General features: G+C 46.7%; 16 protein-coding genes. 9 read left to right on the plus strand and 7 right to left on the minus strand.

Annotation, left to right across the window (positions count from 1 at the left end; all coding sequences use genetic code 11):
- Positions 1 to 195: 195 nt before the first annotated feature.
- From JT26_RS06980 to JT26_RS06990, 3 genes are all read right to left on the minus strand, one after another.
- A complete protein-coding gene (locus tag JT26_RS06980; protein WP_036848107.1) occupies positions 196 to 2,988 on the minus strand; it encodes an outer membrane beta-barrel protein in 2,793 nt (930 codons plus the stop codon).
- Between the two features lie 392 nt (positions 2,989 to 3,380).
- Complete coding sequence (locus tag JT26_RS06985) at positions 3,381 to 4,754, minus strand: DUF5723 family protein (RefSeq protein ID WP_036848110.1); 1,374 nt, start codon at positions 4,752 to 4,754, stop codon at positions 3,381 to 3,383.
- Between the two features lie 18 nt (positions 4,755 to 4,772).
- Positions 4,773 to 6,368 (minus strand): hypothetical protein, encoded by a 1,596-nt coding sequence (locus JT26_RS06990; RefSeq protein ID WP_152567006.1) that lies wholly within the window; start codon positions 6,366 to 6,368, stop codon positions 4,773 to 4,775.
- 245 nt (positions 6,369 to 6,613) lie between these two features.
- Here JT26_RS06990 and JT26_RS06995 point away from each other — a divergent pair, with 245 nt between their 5' ends.
- The 5 genes from JT26_RS06995 (at position 6,614) to JT26_RS07015 (ending at position 14,392) form a co-directional block, all read left to right on the plus strand.
- Positions 6,614 to 8,902, plus strand: a complete 2,289-nt coding sequence (locus tag JT26_RS06995; RefSeq protein ID WP_081966405.1) for a T9SS type A sorting domain-containing protein — start codon at positions 6,614 to 6,616, stop codon at positions 8,900 to 8,902.
- 41 nt (positions 8,903 to 8,943) lie between these two features.
- Complete coding sequence (locus JT26_RS07000; protein WP_036848119.1) at positions 8,944 to 10,125, plus strand: DUF4369 domain-containing protein; 1,182 nt, start codon at positions 8,944 to 8,946, stop codon at positions 10,123 to 10,125.
- A gap of 195 nt (positions 10,126 to 10,320) precedes the next feature.
- Positions 10,321 to 12,123, plus strand: a complete 1,803-nt coding sequence (gene sppA / locus JT26_RS07005; protein WP_036848122.1) for a signal peptide peptidase SppA — start codon at positions 10,321 to 10,323, stop codon at positions 12,121 to 12,123.
- Between the two features lie 90 nt (positions 12,124 to 12,213).
- Positions 12,214 to 13,326 carry a tetraacyldisaccharide 4'-kinase gene (gene lpxK, locus JT26_RS07010; RefSeq protein WP_036848125.1) on the plus strand — a complete coding sequence of 371 codons (1,113 nt, stop codon included), beginning with the start codon at positions 12,214 to 12,216 and terminating at the stop codon, positions 13,324 to 13,326.
- Entirely contained in the window at positions 13,316 to 14,392 is a 1,077-nt protein-coding gene (locus JT26_RS07015; protein ID WP_036792654.1) for a mannose-1-phosphate guanylyltransferase, read from the plus strand. Before lpxK ends, JT26_RS07015 begins: the two co-directional genes overlap by 11 nt.
- Positions 14,393 to 14,401: 9 nt before the next feature.
- Here the strand turns inward: JT26_RS07015 and JT26_RS07020 are convergent, their stop codons facing one another.
- A complete protein-coding gene (locus tag JT26_RS07020) occupies positions 14,402 to 17,335 on the minus strand; it encodes a hypothetical protein (RefSeq protein WP_081966406.1) in 2,934 nt (977 codons plus the stop codon).
- A gap of 108 nt (positions 17,336 to 17,443) precedes the next feature.
- On the opposite strand from JT26_RS07020, the gene murF reads away from it, so the two are divergent.
- The gene (gene murF / locus JT26_RS07025; protein WP_052110419.1) at positions 17,444 to 18,778 is read left to right on the plus strand and encodes a UDP-N-acetylmuramoyl-tripeptide--D-alanyl-D-alanine ligase; all 1,335 of its coding nucleotides are present in this window, start codon (positions 17,444 to 17,446) and stop codon (positions 18,776 to 18,778) included.
- 7 nt (positions 18,779 to 18,785) lie between these two features.
- Here murF and JT26_RS11000 read toward each other — a convergent pair whose 3' ends face one another.
- Positions 18,786 to 19,070, minus strand: a complete 285-nt coding sequence (locus JT26_RS11000) for a hypothetical protein (protein ID WP_036848128.1) — start codon at positions 19,068 to 19,070, stop codon at positions 18,786 to 18,788.
- 196 nt (positions 19,071 to 19,266) lie between these two features.
- Between JT26_RS11000 and JT26_RS07035 the strand changes: the two genes are divergently transcribed.
- The 3 genes from JT26_RS07035 to JT26_RS07050 all read left to right on the plus strand — a co-directional run bounded on the left by JT26_RS07035 (position 19,267) and on the right by JT26_RS07050 (position 22,796).
- A complete protein-coding gene (locus tag JT26_RS07035) occupies positions 19,267 to 20,079 on the plus strand; it encodes a class I SAM-dependent methyltransferase (protein WP_036848131.1) in 813 nt (270 codons plus the stop codon).
- A 54-nt stretch (positions 20,080 to 20,133) separates the two neighbouring features.
- Positions 20,134 to 20,649, plus strand: coding sequence for an isoprenylcysteine carboxyl methyltransferase family protein (locus tag JT26_RS07040; protein ID WP_036848134.1), 516 nt, complete (start codon positions 20,134 to 20,136; stop codon positions 20,647 to 20,649).
- Between the two features lie 830 nt (positions 20,650 to 21,479).
- Positions 21,480 to 22,796 carry a mechanosensitive ion channel family protein gene (locus tag JT26_RS07050; protein ID WP_052110420.1) on the plus strand — a complete coding sequence of 439 codons (1,317 nt, stop codon included), beginning with the start codon at positions 21,480 to 21,482 and terminating at the stop codon, positions 22,794 to 22,796.
- A gap of 93 nt (positions 22,797 to 22,889) precedes the next feature.
- On the opposite strand, the gene galK is transcribed toward JT26_RS07050, so the two are convergent.
- Positions 22,890 to 24,044, minus strand: a complete 1,155-nt coding sequence (galK, locus tag JT26_RS07055; protein ID WP_036848139.1) for a galactokinase — start codon at positions 24,042 to 24,044, stop codon at positions 22,890 to 22,892.
- Positions 24,045 to 24,077: 33 nt separating this feature from the next.
- Complete coding sequence (locus tag JT26_RS07060; protein ID WP_036848142.1) at positions 24,078 to 25,388, minus strand: MFS transporter; 1,311 nt, start codon at positions 25,386 to 25,388, stop codon at positions 24,078 to 24,080.
- Positions 25,389 to 25,402 lie beyond the last annotated feature (14 nt).

The raw sequence follows: 25,402 nt of genomic DNA on the forward strand, positions 1-25,402 counted from the left end.
CGTCCGAAGATAGCTATTTTTTCGGGTGTAAAGAAATATAACTTTACGGAAAGAAGATGAAAAACAAAAGAGCCGAAGCAAAATGCTCCGGCTCTTCCCATCAACCTACGAATGCTCTATTCTAACGCTTTAGGGTTTACATCATTGCCATGAGAAAGATTTTCTATGCGATTGTCAGAAAGAGCCGTCGGGCTGTTATCTCGGACGACCTCCGCCGTAGCCGTAGCCACCATAGCCACCGTATCGTCTGCCTGTTCTCTGAGCATCGGCATTGGAAGAGCTGCCTCCGCCAAAGAAATTGAAGTTATACTTGAATGTAACCATCGCATAGGTGGTTACCGTTGCCACATAGCTGTCTGTGATATTCCTCGCAGTCTGGGTGAACGAATATGCGGTGCGCTGTCCGAGTATATCGAACCAAGACAACTCGACCGTTGCGGCATTGTTCTTCAAGAAACTTTTTGAAAGTCTCGCATTGAGAAGATGGTAGTTGCCGTTGAGAGCTTCGTTGAACCCTGTCCGGTTGGTAAAGTTATAGTCGGCAGTCAGCATCATGTCCCATGGCAGAGAGAGGCTCACATCGCCATGAAGCTGCACGATTCTTGTGTCTCTATCAAGCTGCGAAGAGATATTGTTTCGGGCGGTATTCCAGTTGGCACGGCTGCCGAGCGATATGGATAGAGGCTCTTTATTCCATCGGAAAGAGAGCGATGCGCTTGGACGCTGCGAGGTGGTCTCGCCGAGCACTCCGTTGATATAGCCCTGATTGGAAGAAGCACCATACCCGGCACCCAAATCCAATGTAAGAGGCATCTTCCCTATCCCTTGAGAATATCTGAGGTTGGCATTGAGACCGTAGTCTCCATCCGCATTGACGTAAGTGGACTCCCGCGCTCCCGTCGCAGGATCAATGGTGCTCTTGCTCACGATGCTGCGTTGGTTATAATTTCCGAAAGTATGAAAGTTGACAAACGACCTCGTTTTGTTGTTACTGAAAGAGAATCCGCCATACAGGTCATGCGAAAAGCTCGGCAGAAGATCCGGATTACCGATCACTTTGTTGAGAGGATCGCGAAGGTCGGCAATAGGCATCAGCTGGTTCATGGAGGGCTGATAGGTGTTTCCCCGATACTCGAAGAAGAGACGGTTGCTGCGTTCCTTGCTGTACTCCACTCTTAGCGTCGGAGAGTAGTCCCAGACAAATCGTGTTCGAGAATCCGATGTCCCGTTTCCGATACCGTATCTGCTCTCCGTGCTTGTCGGCATCCAAGAGAAGCCGAGCTGTGTATTGAGCCCTTTTCCGGTATTGTACCGAAGATTAAAGCCGAAGTTATTAGAGATCATGCTGTACTCGGTATTCTTCGAGTAAAGAGGGTCTTGTACCGTGTATCCTCCCTGCGCATCTTTGTTGTACGCCTGTCTGTCGCTGCCGGAAAAGGATAGCGAGGGGTTGTATTCCAGCTGGAGATAAAATCTTTTCGCAAGAGGTTCGACCCAAGATGTACGAAAGCGCGCACTGACACCGCTATTGGCTTGGATGATGTTCTGATCGAGATTGATCTCGTTTCCAGCCTGGTTATAAAAGAGGGTCTTTGATATGACATTGCTGTTCTCGGTACCGTTGCTGTAGTTCAGCATACCTCCCACGAGAATATTCCGTCCGTTGTTGTTGAGTCTTCTTGCCGCATGGAAGCCTATATTCGCACGCAGGTTGTCCGACTCCGATACCTCCGTCCGCTCTCCGTCGTTGATCTTTGTTCCATCCGGGAGGAAGGTATTGTGCTTCTGCGAGAAGTCGCGCATGTTGGAGGAGTACCTCACAGCCGGACGCACATAAATGGTCGTGAGAGTATCCGGATGCCATTCCATGCGAGTGTTGGCACGGAAAGTGCGATCGCCGGAGAGGTTGTCGAAGTGCTGATTGTTCTGCTGGGATTTATTGTTTCCGCCCAAAAGCTCTGTGTTGAGGTTGTAGCCGGTTCTGCGATTTCGGTGATCATCGTAAGAGATGTCGGTAACAAAGCTCAGCTTTTTGCTGATGTTCTGATCCAGATTAAGCCCGAAAGAGTGTTCCGTAGGCATTCCGTTCATGTTGCCGCCCTTGGGCAGATTGTTGGAGTTACCGAGAAATGTTAACCTTGTCTTATCCATAAAGGCATTGATCATCGCATTTGCCTCATATCTGTTCTCCGTGCCGTATCCGCCGGAGAGATTTCCCATCAATCCTTTCTTTCTGTCTTTTTTGACGACAAGGTTGATGATCTTCTTGTTCTCCCCGTCGCTCATTCCGGTCAGACGGCTCTCGTCGCTCTTTTTATCCACCACTTGGAGCTTGTCTATCATGTCCGAAAGCAGATTTTTGGTTCCCATCGTGATGTTGTCGGTAAAGAAATCCCTGCCGTCCAGCTGGAGACCCTCGATGCTCTCGCCGTTGTACTTGATGGCTCCATCGTCCGAGACCTCCATGCCCGGAAGCTTCTTGATCAGCTCCTCGACGCTGGCTCCGTCGCGCACCTTAAAGGAAGAAGCGTTGAACTCGGTCGTATCTTTCTTCACCGTAACCGGTGCGAGATACTTCGTTACCACCACATCGGTGAGGTTCTGCGTCTCTTCCACGATGAATATCTTCCCGAAGTCCAGCTTGTACCTGTCCCCCGCAACCGTGATGATGCTGTCTTTCGTCTGAAAACCCATATAGGTAACCCGGAAGACATACTTCCCTTCCGAGACATCGCCTATCGTTATGTTCCCTTGCGTGTTTGCGGCATTGCCCTTATAGAAAGAGCTGTCTTTGGCATGCAGCAGACGCGCCGAAGCTCCCGAAGCCAAGCGTCCGCTCTCCTTCTCTACGATGGTTGCCTGAATGGTGTACTGCTTCTTGCCCTGGGCATGAAGCGTGCCGGGCACAGCCGCCCAACCTGAAAATAAAGTGATAAATAGAGCAAGGAGACAGATCCGTCGACCCTTGCTTTCCTGTTTTGAAGACATAATCGTGTATGTTTTTTACTGTTTTTCCTCTATTGGATGCCTATTCCCCGATGCAGGTTTAACGGCGGTAACGATTTTTCTCTCCAAACATCCCCAAAAAAGGTCGCTCGGAAATACCGGGGAGAACCTCATAAAAATCACTCCTCAAGCAACCCTCCTAAACTTTCGTGCGCATGGAAGAAAATTTTCGTGCGCACAAAAAAATATTTCCATGCGGACGAAAAAATATTTACACACGTACAGAAAAAAAATTGCGCACGTACAGAAAAAAAATTGTGTACGTACAAAAAAAAATTTTTGTACGTACGAAAAAATATTTTCGTACGTACGAAAATTCGGCTGCTTTCGAGAGGAAGTTTTCAATCACGCTTTACGGATTGAAAACCAGCAGATTAAAACCTCAAACTAATACCCAGACGAACTGCCGCCCGACGAACCCCCGTATAGTCCAAAACCAAAAGATTATCCACGGCAAAAATGGTCTGAAATCCGTCTCCCAAAATAACGGCTCCACCGAGACTGAAAGGGGTGCTTTTCATGGAGCTGACACTTGCCGCCATCGTAAAGAATCGTACCGGACGGTAAGAGGAGCTGAGTGCCGCCTCGTAGTGGAAAAGTCCGCTCACCCATGCCCCACCGACAAGAGCCTTTATCTTGACAGGATCTGTCGGAGTGTATTCTGCCGTGGCACCGAGACGGGTGTATAGAGAAGAAAAGTAGGAACGTTCTGCATCACGAGCCGTGACGGCAGACTCCAGCTGTCGGATGAGAGCATCCAACGAAGGATCTTTGCCCTGATTTTTATTGATGAGAGCGTTGGAAAAATCAACGCCCTTGAACTCAAGAGCTTTATCCCCGGAGAGATCCAGCTCTACCGATTTCAGATTCTTGCCATTCCAGCGGATGAAGCCGAGATCGGTTATCGAAAAACCGAAAGACCAGTGTCCGTCGAGACGATACTCCGCACCCAGATCCATCCCCAGACCATAGTTGGAGAAAGATTTATCGTGCAGCATATCTCTGCCGAGCGCACCCAGGTCCACGTCCCCTTCCGAATTTACCCGAAGTTTCCTGGGGCTGTTTACCACATAATGCTGTGTGCCGCTCAACGCCAAAGTACGCCCCTGCTCGTCTGTGCGAAAAACAAAATCTCCGCCGTCCGAAAAAGCTCCCGATGCCATCGTGAGCAGCTTGAGCCGCCCCCCGATGCGGAGATTGCGCTGCTTCAATATCCTGTCGTTGGCATACCCGATCGCCAACTGCACATAGCGTCTGTGTGCCATGGGGATATGCCCAAGGGAATGATCCCGACCCATGTAGTGAGCATTGCCATTGGCGACAAAGTCCGCCAACGAAGCAGGAAGAGCCATCGCCACATCCGCACGAATGCCGAGCTGAATGGAGTAGAATCCGCTGCCGAACTTCTCTCCATAGGTGAAGAGATCGGTATTCGCCATCGCCAGAAAAGGCTGACCGGCTGCACTCCTGAGTGCCCGATCCAATATCAGATAAGTCCCCTTCTCATCTTTATGCAGAACACTGCTCGGAACCACCGGCAGACGAAGGTCTAAGCTGACCTGAGAAATGAAAGGCAACCCCACAATCACTCTGTCGTGATCAGGGATATAAGAAGGATTTTGAGAAATCCGCGCAAAGTCCGCATCGGTGGTCAGCAGTGTGTGATCCGGCTGTTGCGCCTTTGCCGAAACGGCACAGATGAAAAGAAGAGCAACGAGAGAAAGTGTCCTATATATATATGTATTCATGAGTGAATGGCTGTGAGGTTAAAACTTGTGGTTAATTCCGGCAGAAATATGCAGAGCCATGCTTTGAGAAGGACGCAGCTGAACAGTCTCCTCAGACAGTGTGCGGATATAGCCTTGCACCTTTACTTTTGTCGCATTCCGGATAAGACGGCTCTGCTCTGCGGTCAGCTCCGCAACTATACGGCTGTCGGCAAAACTCTTTCCATCCGTGCTTCCGGTTATACCTCCGGAAACTGTAACCATTGCGCCCGGTATCTCTTTTCCTTTGGCATCCAAAAAAATGAACTTTTCGCAGACAATCTCGAAAGGAATGTTGCTCCTCCCCACAACGCACAGACTGATGGTCTCATACAACCCGTCGAAACGTTTGAGTTCTTCCAAAGAAGAGAGAGGAAGCGTTACCTTCACCGGAAATTTCTCTACGCGAAGATCGAGAGGCTGTTCGAGGCGGTATCCTCCGGCAAGGCTTAGCTGCGAGTTGAAAGCAATCTTTCCTCTCGTCGGGACAATCACCTTGCAGTCTATCTCCATGCCGGACTTATCCAAAGCCGAAAGGAATGCTTCCAAAGCATCTCCGTCATATCTTATGGTGTGAATGTCCTCCTGCTTCAGACTCTTTATGTCAAAAACTTTTATCGGAGGAATATAAAGAGGTATAGAGCTTGATTTCTTGAGAGATTTCAGCTTGGCACCAACAGACATACCCATATCCACGCCTTTGGTTTTCAGCGTAAGATCAAACTTCGTGCCCTTTAACCACAGAGCTTGAGCACGACTCCACTCATCGAAATTCCACTTGGTGGTATTCGTCCGAAAAATTATTTCCGTAGGATCTACAACGCCTTTGAACTCTTTTATCTTTGCTTTCAATATCTCGATCTTTATCTCTATCGCTTCTCCTTTCTTCAAAACAACATCTCCAGGACTGTTTTCGGGGATGATGGAAAACTCGTAACCCATGTTGATGGTACTACCGTTGCCCGGCAAAAGATTCACTCCCGGCAAACGGAACGTGGCTTCCAACTCTTTATCTTTCCCGTTGGAGCTCAAATACAAACGGATGGGCTCTCCCTGTTCATCGGTTGCATTGACCAGTCCAAGGATGAACGTTGCTTTCATGGGAACGTTCGAGAGCTTCACACGAATATCTCCTTCCAAAACGATCCTCTCGGAAGATTTTATCTTGTCCGATAGTGAGAATGTAAATCGACCAAGCTCCAGAGGAAAGATTTCACCGATTTTATTCAGATCATTTCCGGGTATCACCATATCTTCAGAGTACCCGGCAGAAGGCGCTACAAACGTAAATTCAGCATCCTCTACCTGTTGGGCGGTAAAAGAGCCGAGATCCCACCGGAAAGCGTTCGGATCTTCCAACTTGATCAATAACCTGTCCTTCTCTCGGTCTATCTTCAAGGCTCCGTTTCCCAACTTATGCCCTAAAAGCACTTCACCTATACCAACATCGGCATACCCTAAAGGAAGAACCCAGCTTCCCTTCTCTTCCACCCGAATTTCCGGCTTCTGAGAAAGAAGATCTGCATCTCCGCAAGACTGGAAAGAGATTGACATCAATAAGCCACAGAAAAAGGCTACTAAATCTTTTCTTATCATATCTGTTACTTTATTGTATATTCCTCATTCTATGTACACAAAGGTAGTTATTTTATAAACTTCACATCTCATTTGTGCCTTTGACTTGAGGTAAAATCAATATTCGGAGTTTTAATAGAAGAAGAAAAAGAATAGATACCAATTCGGACGGCATTATTGGATGCTGTTTTATGCTGTTATTTTAACTCAATGTTTTATCTTTGTGGAAGAAACAGAATAAATCATAAAAGAAGCTACAACGCCTTATGAGCAATAGAGGCAGGTATCGGGGTAGAATACTTTGGGGCTTTTTAGCCCTGTTCTGTTGCGGACTATGCTTGCAAGCGGGGGCTCAGATCGTCTCCAAACGCCCTCGCATAAGTATGCAACAGATGGGTGTGAGCATACTGCAACAAGGGCAGATCCCGACTCTTGAACTTGCTCCTCTGAATGTAGATTCCATGCTTATCGTCTCGCAAAAGAGAGCAAAAGACCTTAGAGGAGCAGAGCTGTTTGCTCATAAAAGACCGGTAAGCGTAAATCTTCTCCAAGACGGACATAGACAAAAAGCCTCCGATGGACGAACATTGATAAGATATGCCGTAAAGGTTCCCAATGCCAAGGGACTCAACTTTTTCTTTGACAGATTTTTTCTTCCGGAAGACAGCTACATCACCATCTATTCGCTGGACAATCCGGAAACATTCATAGGACCTTTCGGAAATGAAAACAACTCGGAAAGCAAGGCTCTTCCCACCATGTCGATCGAAGGAAGTACTGTCCTCATCGAATTGGATCTCCCCTTTTCTTTAGAAGAGAAAGCAGAACTGCATCTTGGAGAGGTGAATGCCGAGTTTCGCGCTCAACCTCGCGAATCCAATCCCAAAACATTGCCATGTACCCCGAACGTTGTCTGCCTGCCTCAGTATAGCAGAGAGAGCAAAGCGGTAGTCAGTCTTATCGTCAATGGAACGGTAAGAGGATCCGGAGCCATGATCAACAACACGGCAGAAGATGGGCGTCCCATTTTAGCCACAGCCTCTCACGTTTTGCTGAGATCGTTCTTCGACATAGACAAGGATTATGATCATCTTGCCAAAACAGTCGTGGCATACTTCTCTCATCAAACTACCGACTGTGAGGGTCTTATAGCTCCTCCCGTACAACAATCCATTGCAGGGGCAAAGCTCCTCACGATTTATGAACCGGGAGACATGTGTCTGCTGGAGTTAAACCAAAAGCCCCCAATAGAATATAACGCCTATCTCGGAGGGTGGAATAGGACTGTCTCCAATCCGGATGGTCCTTTTGTCTGTGTACATCACCCCAACGGGATGCCCAAACGTTTGTGCATGACCTCAAAGCAGGTTCTGAAAGGTTGGCCTCCGAGCTTGAGCTATCCTTATCCCATAGAGCCAAATCTCTATTATTGGTGGGTAAAAAAATGGGATCTTGGAGTAACAATGCCGGGGTCTTCAGGTTCGCCTCTCTACGATGCGGAAGGTTATATGATCGGATTCCTTACAGCCGGAGCATCCGAATGCGACTCTCCTTTCAACGATGTATACACAGGTATCGGATTCAACTGGGATAGCAGAAAGAAGCCATCCATGCCGACAATGGGACAAATACTTGACCCGACAGGCTCCGGCGTGGGAAAGATAGCAGGAAGACCACTGCACAAAGAAGCAAAAGAGGTAAACACATGGTCTAACGTGATAGATAACTACAAGGCAGATATTCTCAAATCGCTCTCCCTGTACACCAATAAAATAAATCCTCGTCCCAAGATAGTGGCAGAACGTTTTCGCGTTCCTACTTCAGCTTCTTCCATCACACTACATGGGATGACTACAACGCTTCACATTCCTATATCCTTAAATAAGGTTCCTCCGGTAGCTGTCCCGTACACGATTTATCGCCGCATGCCTTCGGGAGATGTCGAAAAGATTTTATCCGGAGACGTTCGCTTGGATGATGTGATAAGCAGTAATAAACAAGCGATCCATACGACTGAAGACGTAGCGGCACGTGGAAGCGTTGAGGTATTCAGTAGCTTTACAGAGTCTATCGTTTTGTCTTCCGGGGATGAAATACTTGTGGCTTACCAGGTGGATGCTATACAGTCGGGCATCACTCTGCTTACAGCTCCGATCCGTGGCAGAGAGAATTATCTCTGGACTTCCTCCGATGCGACCTCATGGATAGAGTGGCCGGAAGCATTTAGAGGCATAACTCTCTGCACTAGACTCTCCTATACCGGAGACAAACTGGACTATGAGGATCTACCTCTCGATGCAAAAGACTACTTTAGATTGCGCTATACGGGAGGAGATCTCCTTGTACAATTCAAAGAGAATCCATCCGGAGAGATGTTTAGCAAACACACCATAACTCTTTATACCCTTTTGGGGCAGAGAATGATACAGAGCGAATCTCAATCTCAAAGCGTTACGCTGAATGTCGGATCATTTCCTCCCGGCATTTATATCATTCACATAACGGATGAAAAAGGCAACAAACACTCGAAAAAGATCCTTTTAGATCCGAAGTAGAATAAGACATCCCAATATTCCTACATCAAACACACTCCAAGATGAAACATTCTCCATACACCGCACTTAGTAGCAAGCTACTTTTTCTCTCACTGCTTGCCTTGTTTATTACCTCTTGTACTTCCAACAAAAAGAGCATTATCGATGGTCATGTTAGAGGGGCTGAAGGTAAAACCATCTACTTGGAGCGGAGAAAGCTATCCGGTGTAGAGGTCTTGGATTCAGTCAAACTCCACGCCAACGGATCCTTCAAATTTACAGAAGAGCTCGGAGAACTTCCGGAGTTTTACAGATTGCGTGTAGAAAATCAAGTCATTACTCTGGCAATAGATACGATATCACACATCAGAGTAGAAACGGATTACTCCAGCTTTGCCACCGGATACACTGTGGAGGGATCTGCCACATCGGAAAAAGTAAAAGAGATATTCCTTGCTCAACTGGATGCCAATGTAGGTATATCAAAGGACTTGGCAGAATATGTGGACGGACACATGCCGGACTCTGTATTCCAATCCAAACAGAAGCAACACATAGAGCAGTACAAAGAGGTAGCTATCAAATATATCTATGAAGACCCTGCATCTTTGGCAGCGTACTATGCGCTGTTCCAAGAGTTGGGTGGTTACCTCATCTTCAACATCTATGAAGAGGCAGACTCAAAGCTGTTTGCCATTGTCGCTACGGCTTTCGATGCCGAATATCCGGACGCTGAACGCTCTAAGCATCTGCACAAACTGGCTCTGCAATCTATTGCTGCAGTTCGCAGTCAAAAGAACCAGCAACAATTACAAAAAAGCTTTGAGAACAGTGCCGCAGTTGTAGGCTATCTGGAAGTAAGTCTTCCGAATGCCAAGGGAGACACCATCTCTCTTTCTTCTGTTGTAGGAACAGGGGAGATCACTCTTCTTTCTTTTACTGCCATGGGCGCAGAATGGTCTGCGGCATACTGTGAGAGTATTGATCTTTTATACCAAAACTATCATAACAAAGGGCTTCGCATTTACCAAGTCGGTCTTGAAAGAGATGGACACATTTGGTACAGCACCATTCAGAACTATCCTTGGGTAAATGTACAAGATACGGATGGTGTCTTCTCCAAATATATCGGTCTCTACAATCTGAACACGTTGCCGACAATGTTCTTAATCAAAGACGGAGAACTCAAGGCAAGATTCACGGACTTTAACGAGGTACTCGCTACGCTCAACAAGTGGCTCTAACATAAAAACCAAAAGAAATCTTTCTGCCGTATAGTGTCTTAGAGACAGAAAGAACAATCACATAGCTTTCTAAAATCCGCACCTGACCGATTCACTGATGGGATGAATCTATCTTGCTATGAGCGAGCGCGGTTTGAATAATATGTTTATATTTGCAACTATAATAGTATTTATAAAAATAGGCAGACAAAACAAATGAAACAATTTATCAAAATGGTCTTTGCTTCTTGCTTGGGAGTGATCTTAGCAAGCGTAGTGGCAATGATCCTGTTTTTCTTTGTGGTAGTTTCGGCTATAACAGCCAGCATATCAGCTTTCACAAGTAGAGAGGACACTTCTGTATTTCAAGTTGAGAGAGGAAGCATATTAGAGATAGTTCCGGGAGGAGTTATCTCCGAAAGCAAAGCAGATAATCCTTTTGCAGCATTCTTGCCGGGCAAACGAGACAGCGAGGGGATGCTTACTCTTTCTGAGATAAAGAAGGCAATCCGCACTGCTGCAGAAGACCAAAATATCGAAGCAATTTATATCGACTTCTCAGGTGTTGGCATGGGTTATGCCACCGCACAAGAGATCCGTCAAGAGTTGGAGTCCTTCAAGAAAAGCGGTAAGATGATCTTTACGTACGCAGATGTACTATCGGACAAGAGCTACTACCTTGCCAGCGTCGCGGACAAGATCTATATGAATCCTGAAGGTATGCTGCCTATGATGGGGTTGAGTCGACAAGTAATGTTCTACACAGGACCTCTTCAAAAGCTTGGTGTTGAAATGCAAATCTTTAAGGTAGGGACTTTTAAGGGTGCCGTAGAGCCTTTTGTACTGAAAAAGCTAAGTGAGCCAAACAGATTGCAACTACAAGAATATATAAACGGACTTTGGGACAATGTAGCTGATGCCATAGTTGCCTCTCGTGGTATCAATCGCGATAGCCTTGAAGTATTCGTGAACAGAGGATACGGCATGGGATCTATCCGAAAGGCTGTAGAATATGGTTTGGTGGACTCTCTGATGTACAGCCTTGACGTGGAACCTATGTTGGCGGAGCGTTATACGGGTGAAAGAGACAAAGAACTCTATAATGGTGTAACGGTTTCACAATATCTCCGTTCCAAAAGTGCTCGCCATGTATCTAAAGGGGACGCTATTGGTGTAGTTATTGCCGAAGGAGAGATTCGCGAATCTACAGGAGAGTTTGAAAATGCCACTATCATTGATATGGATGTTGCAAAGAAACTGCGAGAATTAGCAGAGGATGACGACATCAAAGCAGTAGTCATGAGAGTAAACTCTCCGGGAGGATCTGCATTCCTTTCCGAACAGATTTGGAAAGAGGTCAATGATCTTCAAGCCAAGAAGCCGATTGTTGTTTCCATGGGAGACTACGCTGCTTCGGGTGGATATTACATCTCTTGTGCTGCCAACAAGATATTCGCAGATCCGACGACCCTTACCGGAAGTATTGGTATCTTCGGACAGTTCCCGAACTTCACAGGGGCAGCCAATAAGATTGATCTGACAATGGATGTGGTAAAGACACACGAGCTATCAGATCTTGGAAATACACTTCGTCCTATGACAGATAAGGAGAAAGCGGTAATCCAAAATATGGTAGAACGTGGCTACGAACTGTTCAAGAAGCGTGTTGCAGACGGAAGAGGCATGACTGTTGCCCAAGTTGATAGTGTGGGTCAAGGTCGCGTATGGCTGGGACAAAAAGCCATTGAGCTGGGACTTGTAGATAAGCTGGGTACTTTTGAAGATGCCGTGGAAGAGGCTGCTCGTCTGGCTGAAGTGGACAAGTACTACCTCTACTATCCGAAAAGCGATAAGAAAGAGTGGTGGATGAAGCTTGTCGGTGGCTATTCAGATGTGAAAGCCAATCTATTCGACTCTCTTCTCTCTCCGGAAGAGCAAAAGTTCCTGAACGCTATCCGTAAGGCTCAGCGTACGACAGGAATCCTGGCAATGCCGGAAATAGACATTACAGAACAGTAAAATAATCAGAACCCCGAAAGGACTTTTACAGGTGCTTTCGGGGTTGTATATTTAATAAGCCCTTGGATAGGGCTATTTAGGGCAGGGAAGATGACCATACCTAAACGTAATATATTGCTAAAAATCCCCTCCGTATTGTACGGAGTAGGCGTCGCTTTGCGCAATTTTGCGTTTGACAATGGTTGGTTACTTTCCGAAAAGCCACCTGTTCCCACTATCTGCGTAGGAAACATTGCAGTGGGAGGTACGGGAAAAACGCCTCACATAGAGTTTTTGATCCGCCAGCTTTCTCCTCTCTATCGCATAGCCGTTCTCTCCAGAGGTTATGGCAGAAAGAGCAGCACTCCTATGGAAGTTCTTCCGGAGCATACGGTGGATTTAGCCGGAGATGAACCTTTGCAGATCAAACAAAAGTTCCCCAATGTCTATGTCTATGTAGATGGCAGCAGACTCAGGGCTATGGCTCACGTTGAAGCCATGCCCAAGGAGCAGCGTCCGACATTGATTTTAATGGACGATGGCTTTCAACACAGATACGTCAAGCCTACATATACTATTCTTCTTACCTCATTCCAGAGACCATTTACGCAGGATGATCTTCTTCCCTATGGCAATCTGAGAGAGCCTCAGGAAGCCAAGTATAGGGCAGACTCTGTGATTATCACTCGGACGCCGAACAGTATAAAGCCGATACAGATGAAACTGCTGGAAGGAGAGATGGAGCTACAAGCACATCAATCTCTATACTTTAGTTCCATGCGTATGATGCCTCCAAGGAGGATACTTACTGATGAACAGATAGGTTCTTCTTCTCATACCATTCCTCCTCCCAATAGAGGGTCGGAGATAATTCTCGTGGCAGGTATTGCCAATCCGAACATTTTCTTTCTTCGCCAAAAGGGAGAAGGTTATGTAGAAAAGATGAGATTTGCATTCCCGGATCATCATAACTTTCAGAAGAAAGAGGTCGAATCTATCATCGAACAGCTAAGAAAACATTCGAATGCCTATCTGCTTACAACGGAAAAAGATTCGGTAAGACTCTATCCGCACCTGCTATCAGTAGCTTCGGAAATACAAGCCCGATGTTATTGCGTTCCTATGGAGATTGCGATGGCTTCAGATGCTCAAGCTAAATTGCTGACTGAGATCCGCAATGTTTTGGCACTGGAAAATAAAAGAGAAAAAAAGCATGAGAAGTAACCACTACTGCATTATTCTTGCCGGTGGAGTAGGAAGTAGATTCTGGCCACTGAGCAAAGCGTCTCAACCGAAACAGTTCATAGATGTGTTGGGAACTGGTAAAAGTTTCATACGTATGACATTCGACAGACTCTCTCCTCTCTTCCCGACAGAGAACTTTTATGTTATGACCGGTGAAGCCTACCGAGAAGATGTTTTGGCAGAACTGCCCATGCTAAAAGCTCATCAAGTCCTCACGGAACCGGAAAGACGCAACACCGCTCCATGTATAGCCTATGCGGCATATAAGCTGAAGCAAAAGGATCCGAATGCTCTGTTATTGGTTACACCTTCTGATCATTATATTGCAGATGAAGGTCGCTTCCGTGATTGCATTGCAAAACAACTCGAAGATGCTGAAAAAGAGGATGCTCTGTTTACTATCGGCATTCGTCCTACTTATCCAGCCATAGGCTACGGTTATATAGAAGTGGAACAAAGCATCATGAGACTGAATCGCTCTCAGCCGGTACTTCAATTCAAAGAAAAGCCGTCCCTTCCTGTTGCCGTGGATATGTTGGCTAAGGGCAATTATCTTTGGAATTCCGGTATGTTTATATGGAAAGCCTCGGTTTTTACCTCTGCTTTAGAGGCTCACTTGCCTGAAGTATCATCTCTGTTTGCCCCTATCTCTTCCTATAATACTCCTCAGGAGAGTGCAGATGTGCGCCTTGCTTTTCTCCGTTCGCCTTCGGTCTCTATTGATTATGGGCTTATAGAAAAGGCTCATAATGTAAAAGTTGCACCTTCCGATTTTGGATGGAGCGATCTTGGAACATGGGAAAGCCTTTATCATCAGTTGGATAAAGATGATGCAGAGAATGCTGTCTCCGCACCGAAAGCCAAGGAGGTAGATCTGCGGGAGTGCCGAAATTTGCTCGTCAAGTCCTCTTCTCCCAACAAACGCCTTGTATTATATGGCATAGAAGATATGCTGGTTGTCGATACCCCTGAAACTCTCTTCATTTCTCGTCGTGGAGACGAGGCTGCGATGCACGAGATTATAAAAGAAAAGCAGGAGAAGTAGTCCGATAATCTACTCCCTCAACACCCTCAAAAAGATATTCATAATCCACGCTCTATCCTCTTCCGAGCTTATTGTCTCGAATGGGATGGACGATAGCACGATGTGATAAGGAGACTTCGTGGTTATCCCCAAGGGTGTCCCATCATGGGTGGCAATAAACATCCTCACATCTTTTTGGTTATAGGGCCAAAGCGCATCTACCTTGTCTATATGGTAATGGTTCGGATTTGGGAACGAGTGCACCTGTACACTATAATAGTTTCCTGCTTCTTTCGGATTGGTCAAGTCTCGGATCATCATCTGTCCGTTTACGGGAACAGTCTGCACTGAATCGGGAGACGCAAGATTAAGAACCGTGTTAAGGAAATTCCTATCGTAGCTGTCAGGTAGAGAGTGAACAGGCGTGGAGAGATCCGATACAAGGTGAGCGGCTGTCAGTATCAATCGTCCGCCTCCCATCAGATAAGACTCTACGGCAAACTGCAAATCCGGACTCATGCTTTTATACTTCATCTTTCCATAAGAGGGAGTACCTATCACCGTACTGCGTTGTTTACCCAAAACAAGATCCACCACCGTATATCTCTTGAGCATTTCCGGCTCTTTCTCTACACGACTGACCGATGAAGAGAAGAACGAACAACCCGAAGCCATCAAAGCCTTACCGTGAGTGTTGGGGTAGTCGAAGCTATTTCCGGCAACATGATCTACGGCAGATATATCTTTCAGATAAGGCACTCCTGAGTCATACTCTCCGAAGAGAGAGGGCGCACTCACTCTGTCAAAGCCGTTTACCACAAGCACATCGCCATGTGTCTGAATACTTATCCCGGCAGACACTATCTCGGAAGGGAAGCTCTCTCCTCCGTCATTCACTCCTGTAATCTTGAATGAATATATGCTGTTCTTCTCCACAGGGAGAAACAGAATAGAGTCGGCAACAATCAATCCGTTATCAAACCCGCCATTATTCTTCCTCGTATAGACCATATAATGGTGAGGAGAGGCAGAGGGCTCCAATGGATCGTGTCGAGGCGACCATATCAGCACTACCGAATCTTGCCCCCAAGGCTCTACTGCGACACCGGTAGGCGGAAGAGGTTGCACCACATACTTCTGACCAAACTCGTAAGACAAAAACTTCAGAATACCTTTATATATAGCTCTCGAATAGGTAAAGCGAAAATCGGGATCAAGACCGTACTGCATATCTGCACGATTTTGATGAGAAATCATTTCAAGGAGCAACGAAGGAGCGTGTTGCCATGTTGCTTCCGAGTAGTTTTTATCCCACATTCCTCTCCGTACCCAATCTTTCCGATACGTACGCCTCAAATCCTCCATGATGGTTGTCTGCACAATATCGGTAAGATCTCTTGCGGCACTGCGAGATATACCATTAGGATAACGCCCCTCCTCGTGCTGGCTGTTGTATATCCCAAGCACTCCGAAAGTCTCTTCCCCATCCCTCACGCCGGCATCCGAGTGTAGCGCAAAAGATAGGTCGATAGGGATGTTCAATCCACCCGAATAAGAAGTGGTGGGAAGCCCACCCATCAGATAGTTTACCCACTGTCCGCGAGAACGATAGTCATCCACATAATCATTGGAGCTCTTGCTTCCATTGTATATACTATCGGGAACACCTGCCCACTGCATCCAGTATCTCGCACTCTCCGCATACCTCGGCATTCCGCTTACAGAGTAGGTAGCGGGAATTGTACGCTTTCTTCTTCCACGTCCTACCACCTGTGGGTATCCACGCTCTACGTGTCCCATGCCCCCACCTATCTTTACCGCATCTGCCGTTACTATCTTTCCTGCCGTTGCGCTTTCGTTGGTAAGGGTTATAAAGTTTTGGTCTACGCCCTCTTTTTCAGGCTTAAAAAGAAATGTTCCGAGATAGATCCATGTTCCTCCTCCCATTGTTTGGTTCACCACAAAAGTAGATACCCCTCCGGCATGATATACGGAATAGTGAGCATCTTCTACACTGTTGGGGAGCGACTTATAGCTGACATAAACAGCATATTCTGCCTCTTTTGTGATCTCCGGTATCCATGTGGCACGGCTCAGTTCTCCTTTTGTTCTACTCTCTATCTGTCTGTAACTGCCTTGAGAAAAAGGGTTCTCGTTATCTCTCAATCTGGCAGAGGTATAAGCAAAACCGCTCTCCTTACCCTCTTCCCACTTTACACGAGCATTTCGTTCGGCATAGACACCTTTCGTCAGTACCGAAGCATCGTTATCTATGATATACTCCTCCCTGTTCAGATCCCTTTCTCGTGGCAGGAGTACCACTGCTCCGGCTTTCTCCAGCATGGGTACCACATAAGGAACGATATAGCTTTGTGTGAACAGATCTTCCGTTGTGCCGAAGACCAAAGGGCGTTGCCACTTCCATTCGTTCTTTTGTGTATCGAAGTATCTACCGTGACTCTGCCACACCGCAATATGTCTGCCTTGCAGACCGGCTGTTATGGCGTATGGCGTACCTGTTTTTCGGACCAACGGATACTCCGTCTTTCTTACCGCCTTTTCGCCCCACTTCTGTCGGGATGAGCGGTAGTGCTTTCCTTTATACGCTTCCGGGATAAGATCCTCTATATTCTGTCCGTCTACCCTGATGGCTATCTTATAGTCCTGCATCCCTTCGGGAAGAAGAGACGAAGCGTAGGCATATATATCTTTTACCATCTCTTCCCGATAAGGGACATTGAGACCGTTCGTATTGAGATTCAAGATAACCATGGCTCCTCCTACGGAAGCCGACTTCACCTCTACCCGTCCGGTAGAAACATTGCTAAAGGATGGATGTAGCTCTATATATTGTCCCAGAGGGGTGTACCACTGTTCTTTTCTGATGCCTCTCTGTCCCCGTACAGACCCTGTACAGACAAGACAGATAAGGAGAATAAACCAAAATCTTTTTGTACCTATCATGAAAGCAAATATAAGAGAAATATCAGAGGTTATCCCTACATTTGTGCTTAGGTAAAAAAGTTTATAGATTTTTATTTCCCCATGGTCAGACTCCTGCACAGTCGCTTTATGGAATGCTCTGGTATCTCTACGGATAGCCGGCATATTGCGCCCGGTTCGCTCTTCGTAGCACTCAAAGGCGAACACTTCGACGGCAACACCTTTGCCCTCCAAGCCTTGGCATCCGGAGCCGCATACGCTCTCGTGAGCGATGAGGCTCTGCAACACAATCCCCGATGTATCTGTGTGCCCGATACGCTGCGTGCGTTACAGGAGCTTGCGCACTATCATCGCAGGTTGTTCGATATACCTGTGGTGGGCATCACGGGTACTAATGGCAAAACCACCACTAAGGAACTGACCCTTGCCGTACTCCGTTCAAAGTACAATGTTCTTGCTACGGAAGGCAACCTCAACAACCATATCGGTGTCCCTCTGACACTTCTCAGGCTCAACCCTCGGCACGAAGTCGCAATCATCGAAATGGGAGCAAGCAAAAAGGGCGACATCGAAGAGCTGGTGAATATAGCCGAGCCGACCATCGGGCTGGTAACCAATATCGGAGCGGCTCATCTCGAAGGCTTCGGCTCTCTACAAGGTGTATTGGAGACCAAGAGCGAGCTTCCTCACTTTCTTCTCTCTCGTTCGGAGAAGAAGGGGAGCTACATCCTCAATCTGGACGATGCGCTTCTCTCCGGAAAGTGGAAAGGACAGGAGACATTCTCCTATACCACTCAAGGCTCGGATCAGGCAAGACTTTTTGGAGAGCTTCTCCCATCCGATGATCCTTACCTCTCGGCTAAAATCTCCCTTGATGCGGAAACATACCACCTGAAAAGCTCGCTTGTCGGAGGCTACAATCTGCCCAACGCACTGGCGGCACTCTCTTTGGGGCATCTTCTCGGTGTCTCTCTTGAAGAGGGGATCAAGGCTATCGAAGCCTATACTCCCACCAACAAGCGGTCTCAACTCCTCTCTCTGCCGCACCATACACTCATATTGGACGCTTACAACGCCAATCTCTCCAGCATGAAAGCGGCTCTCTCCAATCTGGAGCTACTCTCTCGTGCGGAGAAGAACGTGTCTGCCATACTTGGCGATATGCTCGAAATGGGAGAAGAGACTGCCCACGTCCACACAGAAGTACTCGAAACGTCTCTATCCATACCACGCTTGTCTCCTCTCTATCTCGTAGGAGAGGCTTTTGCCGAGGTATGGCACCGGTTGGCTTGCAGCCATACGGACTCTTCCGTCTATCTCTTCCGGACAAGTGCCGACCTCCTCTCCTCCCTCCGTTCGGGGGAGACACCTCTTCCGCCTGCAGGCTCTACCATCCTCATCAAAGGGTCTCGCGGCATGGCATTAGAACAGGTTTTACCTGTTTTTGAAGCAGAAATACGGTAAGATTATCCTATTTCCGTTTTAAGAAATACTCTTTTGGGGCTGTGTCAAAATTCATTTTTGCACAGCCCTTTTGGGTTGCATCAGAACGCATAAAATACGAGGAGCAAAGAGTGAAGCCGGAAGAAACGTACTCCCCAATCGCAACTAAAGCCGAATATCGCAAGTAGCATGGCAGTTTGTGCATTTTCACTCTTTCTCTTTTCTTTTTGCCGCTCCTTGCTACATCCCTTTCATCCCTAATGTCGCCTCGATTCTCCTTGATTTCATGCGCATCCGGATGAAAAATAGCCATTTTTAGTGATTGCAGGCATTTCGGAAAGTAAATACCTTTGCGCTGTTAAAATGGAGATGTATTGTGGCTTATCCACACTTATTACAAGCCGTTTTCTTGTCATTTATGTATGCACGTTGAGTGTTTTTGTGAAGAAAACGCCTCCTTTTATCTCCTGTTTCCGAGAGGATTAGAATAACTTTAATGACAAAATAATATGATACAAAACAGACTTACAGATGTTCCCGAAACCATGCTGATAACGCTGTGGGCTAAGGCGGAAGAGGCAAAACGGGTGGATGCACTGCTCTATGACGAAAAGGCAGTGGAGATCATTCAGAAAATAGAGTACGACTTCTCGAAGTTCAGCAAAGGGAAGTTTTCCCAAGCAGGCTGTTGCATCAGAGCAAGCCTCATAGACAGAGAAGCGAAGGAGTTCTTTGCCAAACATCCCGATGCCGTTGTGGTACAGCTGGGAGCCGGCATAGATGCCAGATATGAACGGTTGGGCTGTCCGGCGATAACACACTGGTACGATCTGGATCTGGAAGAAGCCATCAATCTGAGACGTCAGCTGCTATCCGAAAGCGAGAGAAACACCTACATCGCCTCTTCCATGTTTCACTACGACTGGGCAGACAAGGTGAACTCTCACGGCAAACCGGTTCTTATCATCCTGGAAGGCGTTCTGATGTACTTTACTCCCGAAGAGGTTCGAGGCTTTTTCGATGAGATCTGCAAACGTTTCAGCAATGCGACCGTCCTGTTCGATATGCTTGCATTCTCATTGGTCGGCAACTCCAAACGGCACGATACGCTTCGCAACTTCGGAAAAAATGTGGAGTTCAACTGGTCTCTGCTCGCAACAAAAGAGATGGAAACATGGCATCCCAAGATTAAGCTCGAAAAAGAGTACTACATGAGCCAACATGACAACGGCAGGATTCCGTTCATCTTCCGAATGCTCTACAAGATCCCATACTTTTTCCGCCGTTTCAATCAGCGCATTGTCAAGCTCCGGATCGGCTGATAAACAATATCCTATCCGGTAACAATCTTATAACACAACATAAAAACAGAACAGATGCAGTACATCATCATTACATTTATCATCTTTTTTGGACTACGACTTGTCTCTCTATCTTTCTCCATCCGTAACGAAAAACTCCTGCTGAAAAAAGGAGGAGTGCAGCACGGGAAGTTCAACTCCCTTCTGCTCACACTGGCTCACATTGCCTACTATTTCTCTGCACTATATGAGGCGTACACTACCGGCGTGGTGTTCAACACCATTTCGATAGCCGGTGTAGCCGTTATGGCATTTGCTTACGGCATGCTCTTCTATGTCATCTACAAGCTCAAAGATATTTGGACGGTAAAGCTCTATATCGTTCCCAATCAGCGTATCGAAAAGAGTTTCCTCTTCAGAACGGTGCGCCATCCCAACTATTTCCTGAACATCATGCCCGAACTGGTCGGGGTGGCACTCCTCTGCAACGCCTGGATGACGCTTGCGATAGGCTTTCCACTCTACTTCTGTCTCCTTGTTGTCCGCATCAGACAAGAGGAGAGAGCCATGAAAGAGCTATGGTGTGCATAGCTTGCAGATGGATCCGGAGCGAAAAACCGAACCGCCGGAGCTGTTCTCGGTTCGTTTTTTTTGTAAGTCGTCTTGTCGGTCGGAAGTTTTGAAAGTTTCTTTCCGCCGAAATCAGAGATTTTTCTTGACTCTTGAAGGTGTCCTGAAATCCTCTTTTAAGAGGTTTCCGGGCACCTCATTTTTATATATTCCATCCCGAAAAATGCTCACTTTTTTTCGGCTCTCTATTTTGATCGGAGGGGTCGTTTTCAGAGCACGACCAAGTTGTTAAATTTGGGCTGTTTTATTAACACAAATTCCGATACCTGTTAAGCAAAAACAGTAAACGAGCATATTGTTTCGGCTTAACGTGTTTAATTTTTCAGTAAACACGTTTACCGATTTCATTTAATACGTTTACCGGATTCGATTAAAGTGTTTAGCCAAACACAACTAAAATACTAACAATCAATCATCTATGTATTTTTCTCCTAAAAAGCACCTGACAAGGCAAATTTCTTTATTAGGAAACATTTACAGGCATGGGTGTTAAAATTCACACCAATTAACGCGAAAAAGCCCCATAAAACGGACTGAGAAAAAAATTTTTCCGAATTTGAGATTTCCTATATCCAATTAGATATTAGATAGTTAAGTTTATTTCTCTATTTTATTCCCTAAAAGTAGGAGCACGAGATTCGATTTTTGGAGAGCTTCTCCGCACTCCATTTTTATATAAAAGTGCACGCCGGGAAAAGCGAATAGTCCGGAGTAAAAACGATACTCTTTCCGTTTGCTCAATAGAGGTAGGGGTGTTATCTTTGCTTCACTGAAACTAAATCCAAACATCCATGAATGAAATACGTTTGTTCCTGAACGAGATTATCTCCAAGCTCAATATCATCCCCACAGATACGGCAGATGGAGGGACGGGAAGCATTCTGCGTCCTCTGCTGATCATCGGTGTCATCCTCCTCTTTACCGTTTTGGTGGAGCTGCTTCTGCGTATAGTCTTTGTCCGACTCCTTCCAAAAATACTGGACAGACTCTCTGCTTTGGAAGACCTGAGGGTAGAAAGCCGTAAACTTCTCTCGAAGATCACACGCATCTGCTCGGTTTCGATCTTCTCCAATCTGCTGTCGCTCCCCTTTCCGATGGAGGACAATATGTTCAGAAATCTGCTCGAAATAGTTTGTAGCATATACATAGCGATACTCATCATCCAGATCTTCCACATCGCTCTCGATGCTATAAGGAGCGGAATGCTCTCTTCGGAGAAGTACCGCAATACGCCGTTCGTGAACCTGTTCCAGGTTTTTAAGATCATCGTGTACTGTATCGGTGTCCTCTACATCGTCTCTCTCATCTTCAACATAGACATGAAGACGGTCTTCGGAAGCTTGGCTGCCCTCTCTGCCGTACTGCTTCTGGTCTTCAAAGATACGCTTATGGGCTTTGTGGCAAGCATACAGCTATCGAGCAATGATATGATTCGCGTGGGCGACTGGATCACATCCCCCAAACACAATGTAGATGGAGACGTGGTGGAGATCTCGTTGGCAACGGTGAAGATCAAAGGCTTCGACAATACGATGTACACCATTCCGCCTTATGCGTTGGTAGCGGATCCGGTGATCAATTGGCGTGCTATGCAAGACACCGGAGCACGTAGATGTATGAGAAGTGTATATGTGGATATGAAGACGATAAGGTATGCGGATGACGAACTGATCTCCCGTCTTCAAAACACTGCTGCGCTTGGAGAGTATATCTCTAAGGTTACGGATGAAATTCGTGAGCAGAATGCACAAGTAAGCGAGAACGATCCGCTAAGTATGCGTCGCCTGACAAACGTTGGTCTGTTCAGAAGATATATTGTGGAGTATCTCAAACACAATGATAAGATAAACCAAAATCACACGCTGATGGTGCGCCAGAGAGATCCGGAAGATCGTGGTCTGCCGTTGCAGCTCTACTTCTTTACAAACACGGTGGTGTGGGTAGAGTATGAGGCGATCGTGAGCGATGTCTTCGATCATGTCTTTGCCGTGGTGAAGTATTTCGATCTGGATCTCTTCCAAAACATCAACAGCCTCGACGGTGTACAGATCCCCGACCCTGCGGAACTGCGTACCTACGTTGAGAATATCAGTAAGAAGGGGAAGTAAGAACTCTTGTAAAAGGGCATAAAAAAGGAATCATCTTGGTAAGCTACTGCTTTTCCAAGATGATTCTTTCTTTATAAATGAAGTAAGTTGCTCTTAGTCTATCTTGCGAGAACCGTCGCTGATGACAACGTTGTACACCTTAGGTTCGTAGCCGAATCTCTCTTTGAACATCTTCTTGGCGTTTTCGATAAAGAGTTCGTAAAGCTCTTCCTTCACAAGGTTGATGGTACAGCCGCCGAAGCCACCGCCCATAACACGAGAGCCGGTAACGCCACACTCTTTTGCTATATCGTTCAAGTAGTCCAGCTCTTCGCAGCTCACCTCGTAGAGTTTGCTCATTCCCTCGTGTGTTTCGTACATCTTTTGTCCTACGGTTTCATAGTCGTTGCGTTCGAGAGCATCGCAGACATCAAGTACTCGTTGTACTTCTTCGATGACGTATTCCGCACGCATGTAATCTTCTGAAGATACTTCGCTCTTCACCTCTTCGAGCATCGCCATGGAGGCATCACGTAGAAACTCTACCTCCGGATGGCGTTTCTGTATCGCTTTCACCACGTTTTCGCAAGACTCTCTGCGCTTGTTGTAGGCAGAAGAAGCGAGTTCGTGCTTCACGACAGAGTCTAAAAGCACCAATTTATAACCTTGCGGATGGAATGGGAAATATTTATGTTCAAGCGTCTTGCAGTCCAAACGAATCAAGTGATCCTTCTTACCGAATACGCTGGCAAACTGATCCATGATGCCGCACTTTACTCCCACATACTTGTGTTCAGTAGCTTGTCCGATCTTTGCAAGCTCAAACTTATCTATCTTACCGCCTCCGAACATTTCGTTGAGCGCATAAGCGTAAGTGCTTTCAAGGGCAGCGGAAGAAGACATACCTGCTCCGAGAGGAACATCACCCGCAAAAGCGGTATTGAATCCCTTTACTTCCACACCGCGTTCGATGAGTTCACGGCAGACACCATAGATATATTTCGCCCATGATGTACGTGGAGCATCATCCGGTCCGAGCCCGAACTCGATATAGTCTTTAAGGTCTATCGAGTAGGCGCGCACTTTATCTGTACCGTTTGGCTTTATTTCAGCCATCATGCCTTTATCTATCGCACCGGGGAATACAAAGCCCCCGTTATAGTCTGTATGTTCTCCTATCAAATTTATACGTCCCGGAGAAGCGAACACTTCCCCTGTAGATCCATCGAAGTGCTTGATGAATCTACTTCTTACGAAATCTAATTCCATAGCTTCATATTGTTTATTTATATTGTAAAAGGGTTACGCACCCTTGTCGCGTTTAAGTACCTTATAGCCTACAAGTGCATAGTAGAGAAGATAGATCTCACCGGCTATCACGAGGAGCCATGTCCAGTCCCAGCCGCCAATCTTATCTGCCAACACACCTTGTACGAACGGCAATACCGCTCCACCTACTACCCCCATCATGAGAGCACCCGAACCTTTAGAGGTATAGCGTCCGAGACCTTCGACAGCCAAGGAGAAGATGGCGGGCCACATGATTGAGTGGAAAAGACCGGCACCTACAAGCAACCAAGGGTTCTTGGTCATCATCGTAGCGACGATGAACAGCGTGGCACCTATGGAGGTTACCATGAGCTGAGTATTGGCTTTCACCTTGCTGAGGAAGCTGCCAAGCAGACGACCCACAAGCATACCGAACCAGTAGAGAGAAGCCATCTTGCCTGCGGTTTTAAGGTCAAAGCCGAGGTCGGTAGCGTAGAGATTGATATTTGAACCTGCTGCCACTTCCACACCTACGTATGCAAAGATGGCGATAACACCCAATGTCAAGTGGCGGAAACTCCATACACTCTCTGTAAGAACCTCGCCTGCTTTCTTCTCCGTACTTGCAATAGTAGGGAGGTTAAGGCGTGGCAACACAGCGATGATAACCACTACCATAAGCATCAGAACAAGGATGGGGATGTAGAGAGAAGTGATGTTGATGTTGAGGACATCCTGATTGGCAAAGATCACAGCGGTAACAAAAAGAGGACCGATGGTGGTCATTGTGGAGTTACCCACGCCGGCGATGGTCTGGCGTTGTACTCCGGATGTTCCCTTAACGTCGCACGCCACAATGTACGGATTGATTACGGCTTGAAGGAAAGTAAGTGCAGTACCTGCCACGAACGCTGCAAGCAAGAAGATGTAATAAGCCATCGGCAGTTCGATAGGCCCTGTGTACTTGAAGTTTTCCGTACTTCTTGCTTCGTCCAGAGTGGCTTGGAAGTTAACGATGTCGAATTTATCGAACACATAAGCAGAGATCTCATAAAGACCGAAAGCCGCCACAAGGATGGAGAGACCCAGTATAAGCGTCTTCTTGTAGCCGTTCTTCTCGATGAATCTGCCACTCACAGTACCCATCACAAGATAGGCAAGGAAGAAAGAGAAAACCAACAGAGTGGTAAAAGTATTGGTGTACTCGCCCCCTTTGATCAGGAACGCCGCTTCCATTGGTTTCTGAAGTTGCTGGTTAAGACTCGTGATAAGTCCGACAAGCGACATAAGCACCACCATTATTATAAATGGTACGGTGTAGCTTTGCTTTTGATTTGTAGTCATACTGATTTCTATTA

Source organism: Porphyromonas sp. COT-108 OH1349 (assembly GCF_000768755.1).
In the GTDB taxonomy this organism is placed as follows: Bacteria; Bacteroidota; Bacteroidia; order Bacteroidales; family Porphyromonadaceae; genus Porphyromonas_A; species Porphyromonas_A canoris.

What these genes read in the sequence shown, in the direction of transcription:
- JT26_RS06980 (WP_036848107.1), bottom strand. Translation starts at nt 2,988, where the DNA reads ATGTCTTCAAAACAGGAAAGCAAGGGTCGACGGATCTGTCTCCTTGCT.
- JT26_RS06985 (WP_036848110.1), bottom strand. Translation starts at nt 4,754, where the DNA reads ATGAATACATATATATATAGGACACTTTCTCTCGTTGCTCTTCTTTTC.
- JT26_RS06990 (WP_152567006.1), bottom strand. Translation starts at nt 6,368, where the DNA reads ATGATAAGAAAAGATTTAGTAGCCTTTTTCTGTGGCTTATTGATGTCA.
- JT26_RS06995 (WP_081966405.1), top strand. Translation starts at nt 6,614, where the DNA reads ATGAGCAATAGAGGCAGGTATCGGGGTAGAATACTTTGGGGCTTTTTA.
- JT26_RS07000 (WP_036848119.1), top strand. Translation starts at nt 8,944, where the DNA reads ATGAAACATTCTCCATACACCGCACTTAGTAGCAAGCTACTTTTTCTC.
- sppA (WP_036848122.1), top strand. Translation starts at nt 10,321, where the DNA reads ATGAAACAATTTATCAAAATGGTCTTTGCTTCTTGCTTGGGAGTGATC.
- lpxK (WP_036848125.1), top strand. Translation starts at nt 12,214, where the DNA reads ATGACCATACCTAAACGTAATATATTGCTAAAAATCCCCTCCGTATTG.
- JT26_RS07015 (WP_036792654.1), top strand. Translation starts at nt 13,316, where the DNA reads ATGAGAAGTAACCACTACTGCATTATTCTTGCCGGTGGAGTAGGAAGT.
- JT26_RS07020 (WP_081966406.1), bottom strand. Translation starts at nt 17,335, where the DNA reads ATGATAGGTACAAAAAGATTTTGGTTTATTCTCCTTATCTGTCTTGTC.
- murF (WP_052110419.1), top strand. Translation starts at nt 17,444, where the DNA reads ATGGAATGCTCTGGTATCTCTACGGATAGCCGGCATATTGCGCCCGGT.
- JT26_RS11000 (WP_036848128.1), bottom strand. Translation starts at nt 19,070, where the DNA reads ATGGCTATTTTTCATCCGGATGCGCATGAAATCAAGGAGAATCGAGGC.
- JT26_RS07035 (WP_036848131.1), top strand. Translation starts at nt 19,267, where the DNA reads ATGATACAAAACAGACTTACAGATGTTCCCGAAACCATGCTGATAACG.
- JT26_RS07040 (WP_036848134.1), top strand. Translation starts at nt 20,134, where the DNA reads ATGCAGTACATCATCATTACATTTATCATCTTTTTTGGACTACGACTT.
- JT26_RS07050 (WP_052110420.1), top strand. Translation starts at nt 21,480, where the DNA reads ATGAATGAAATACGTTTGTTCCTGAACGAGATTATCTCCAAGCTCAAT.
- galK (WP_036848139.1), bottom strand. Translation starts at nt 24,044, where the DNA reads ATGGAATTAGATTTCGTAAGAAGTAGATTCATCAAGCACTTCGATGGA.
- JT26_RS07060 (WP_036848142.1), bottom strand. Translation starts at nt 25,388, where the DNA reads ATGACTACAAATCAAAAGCAAAGCTACACCGTACCATTTATAATAATG.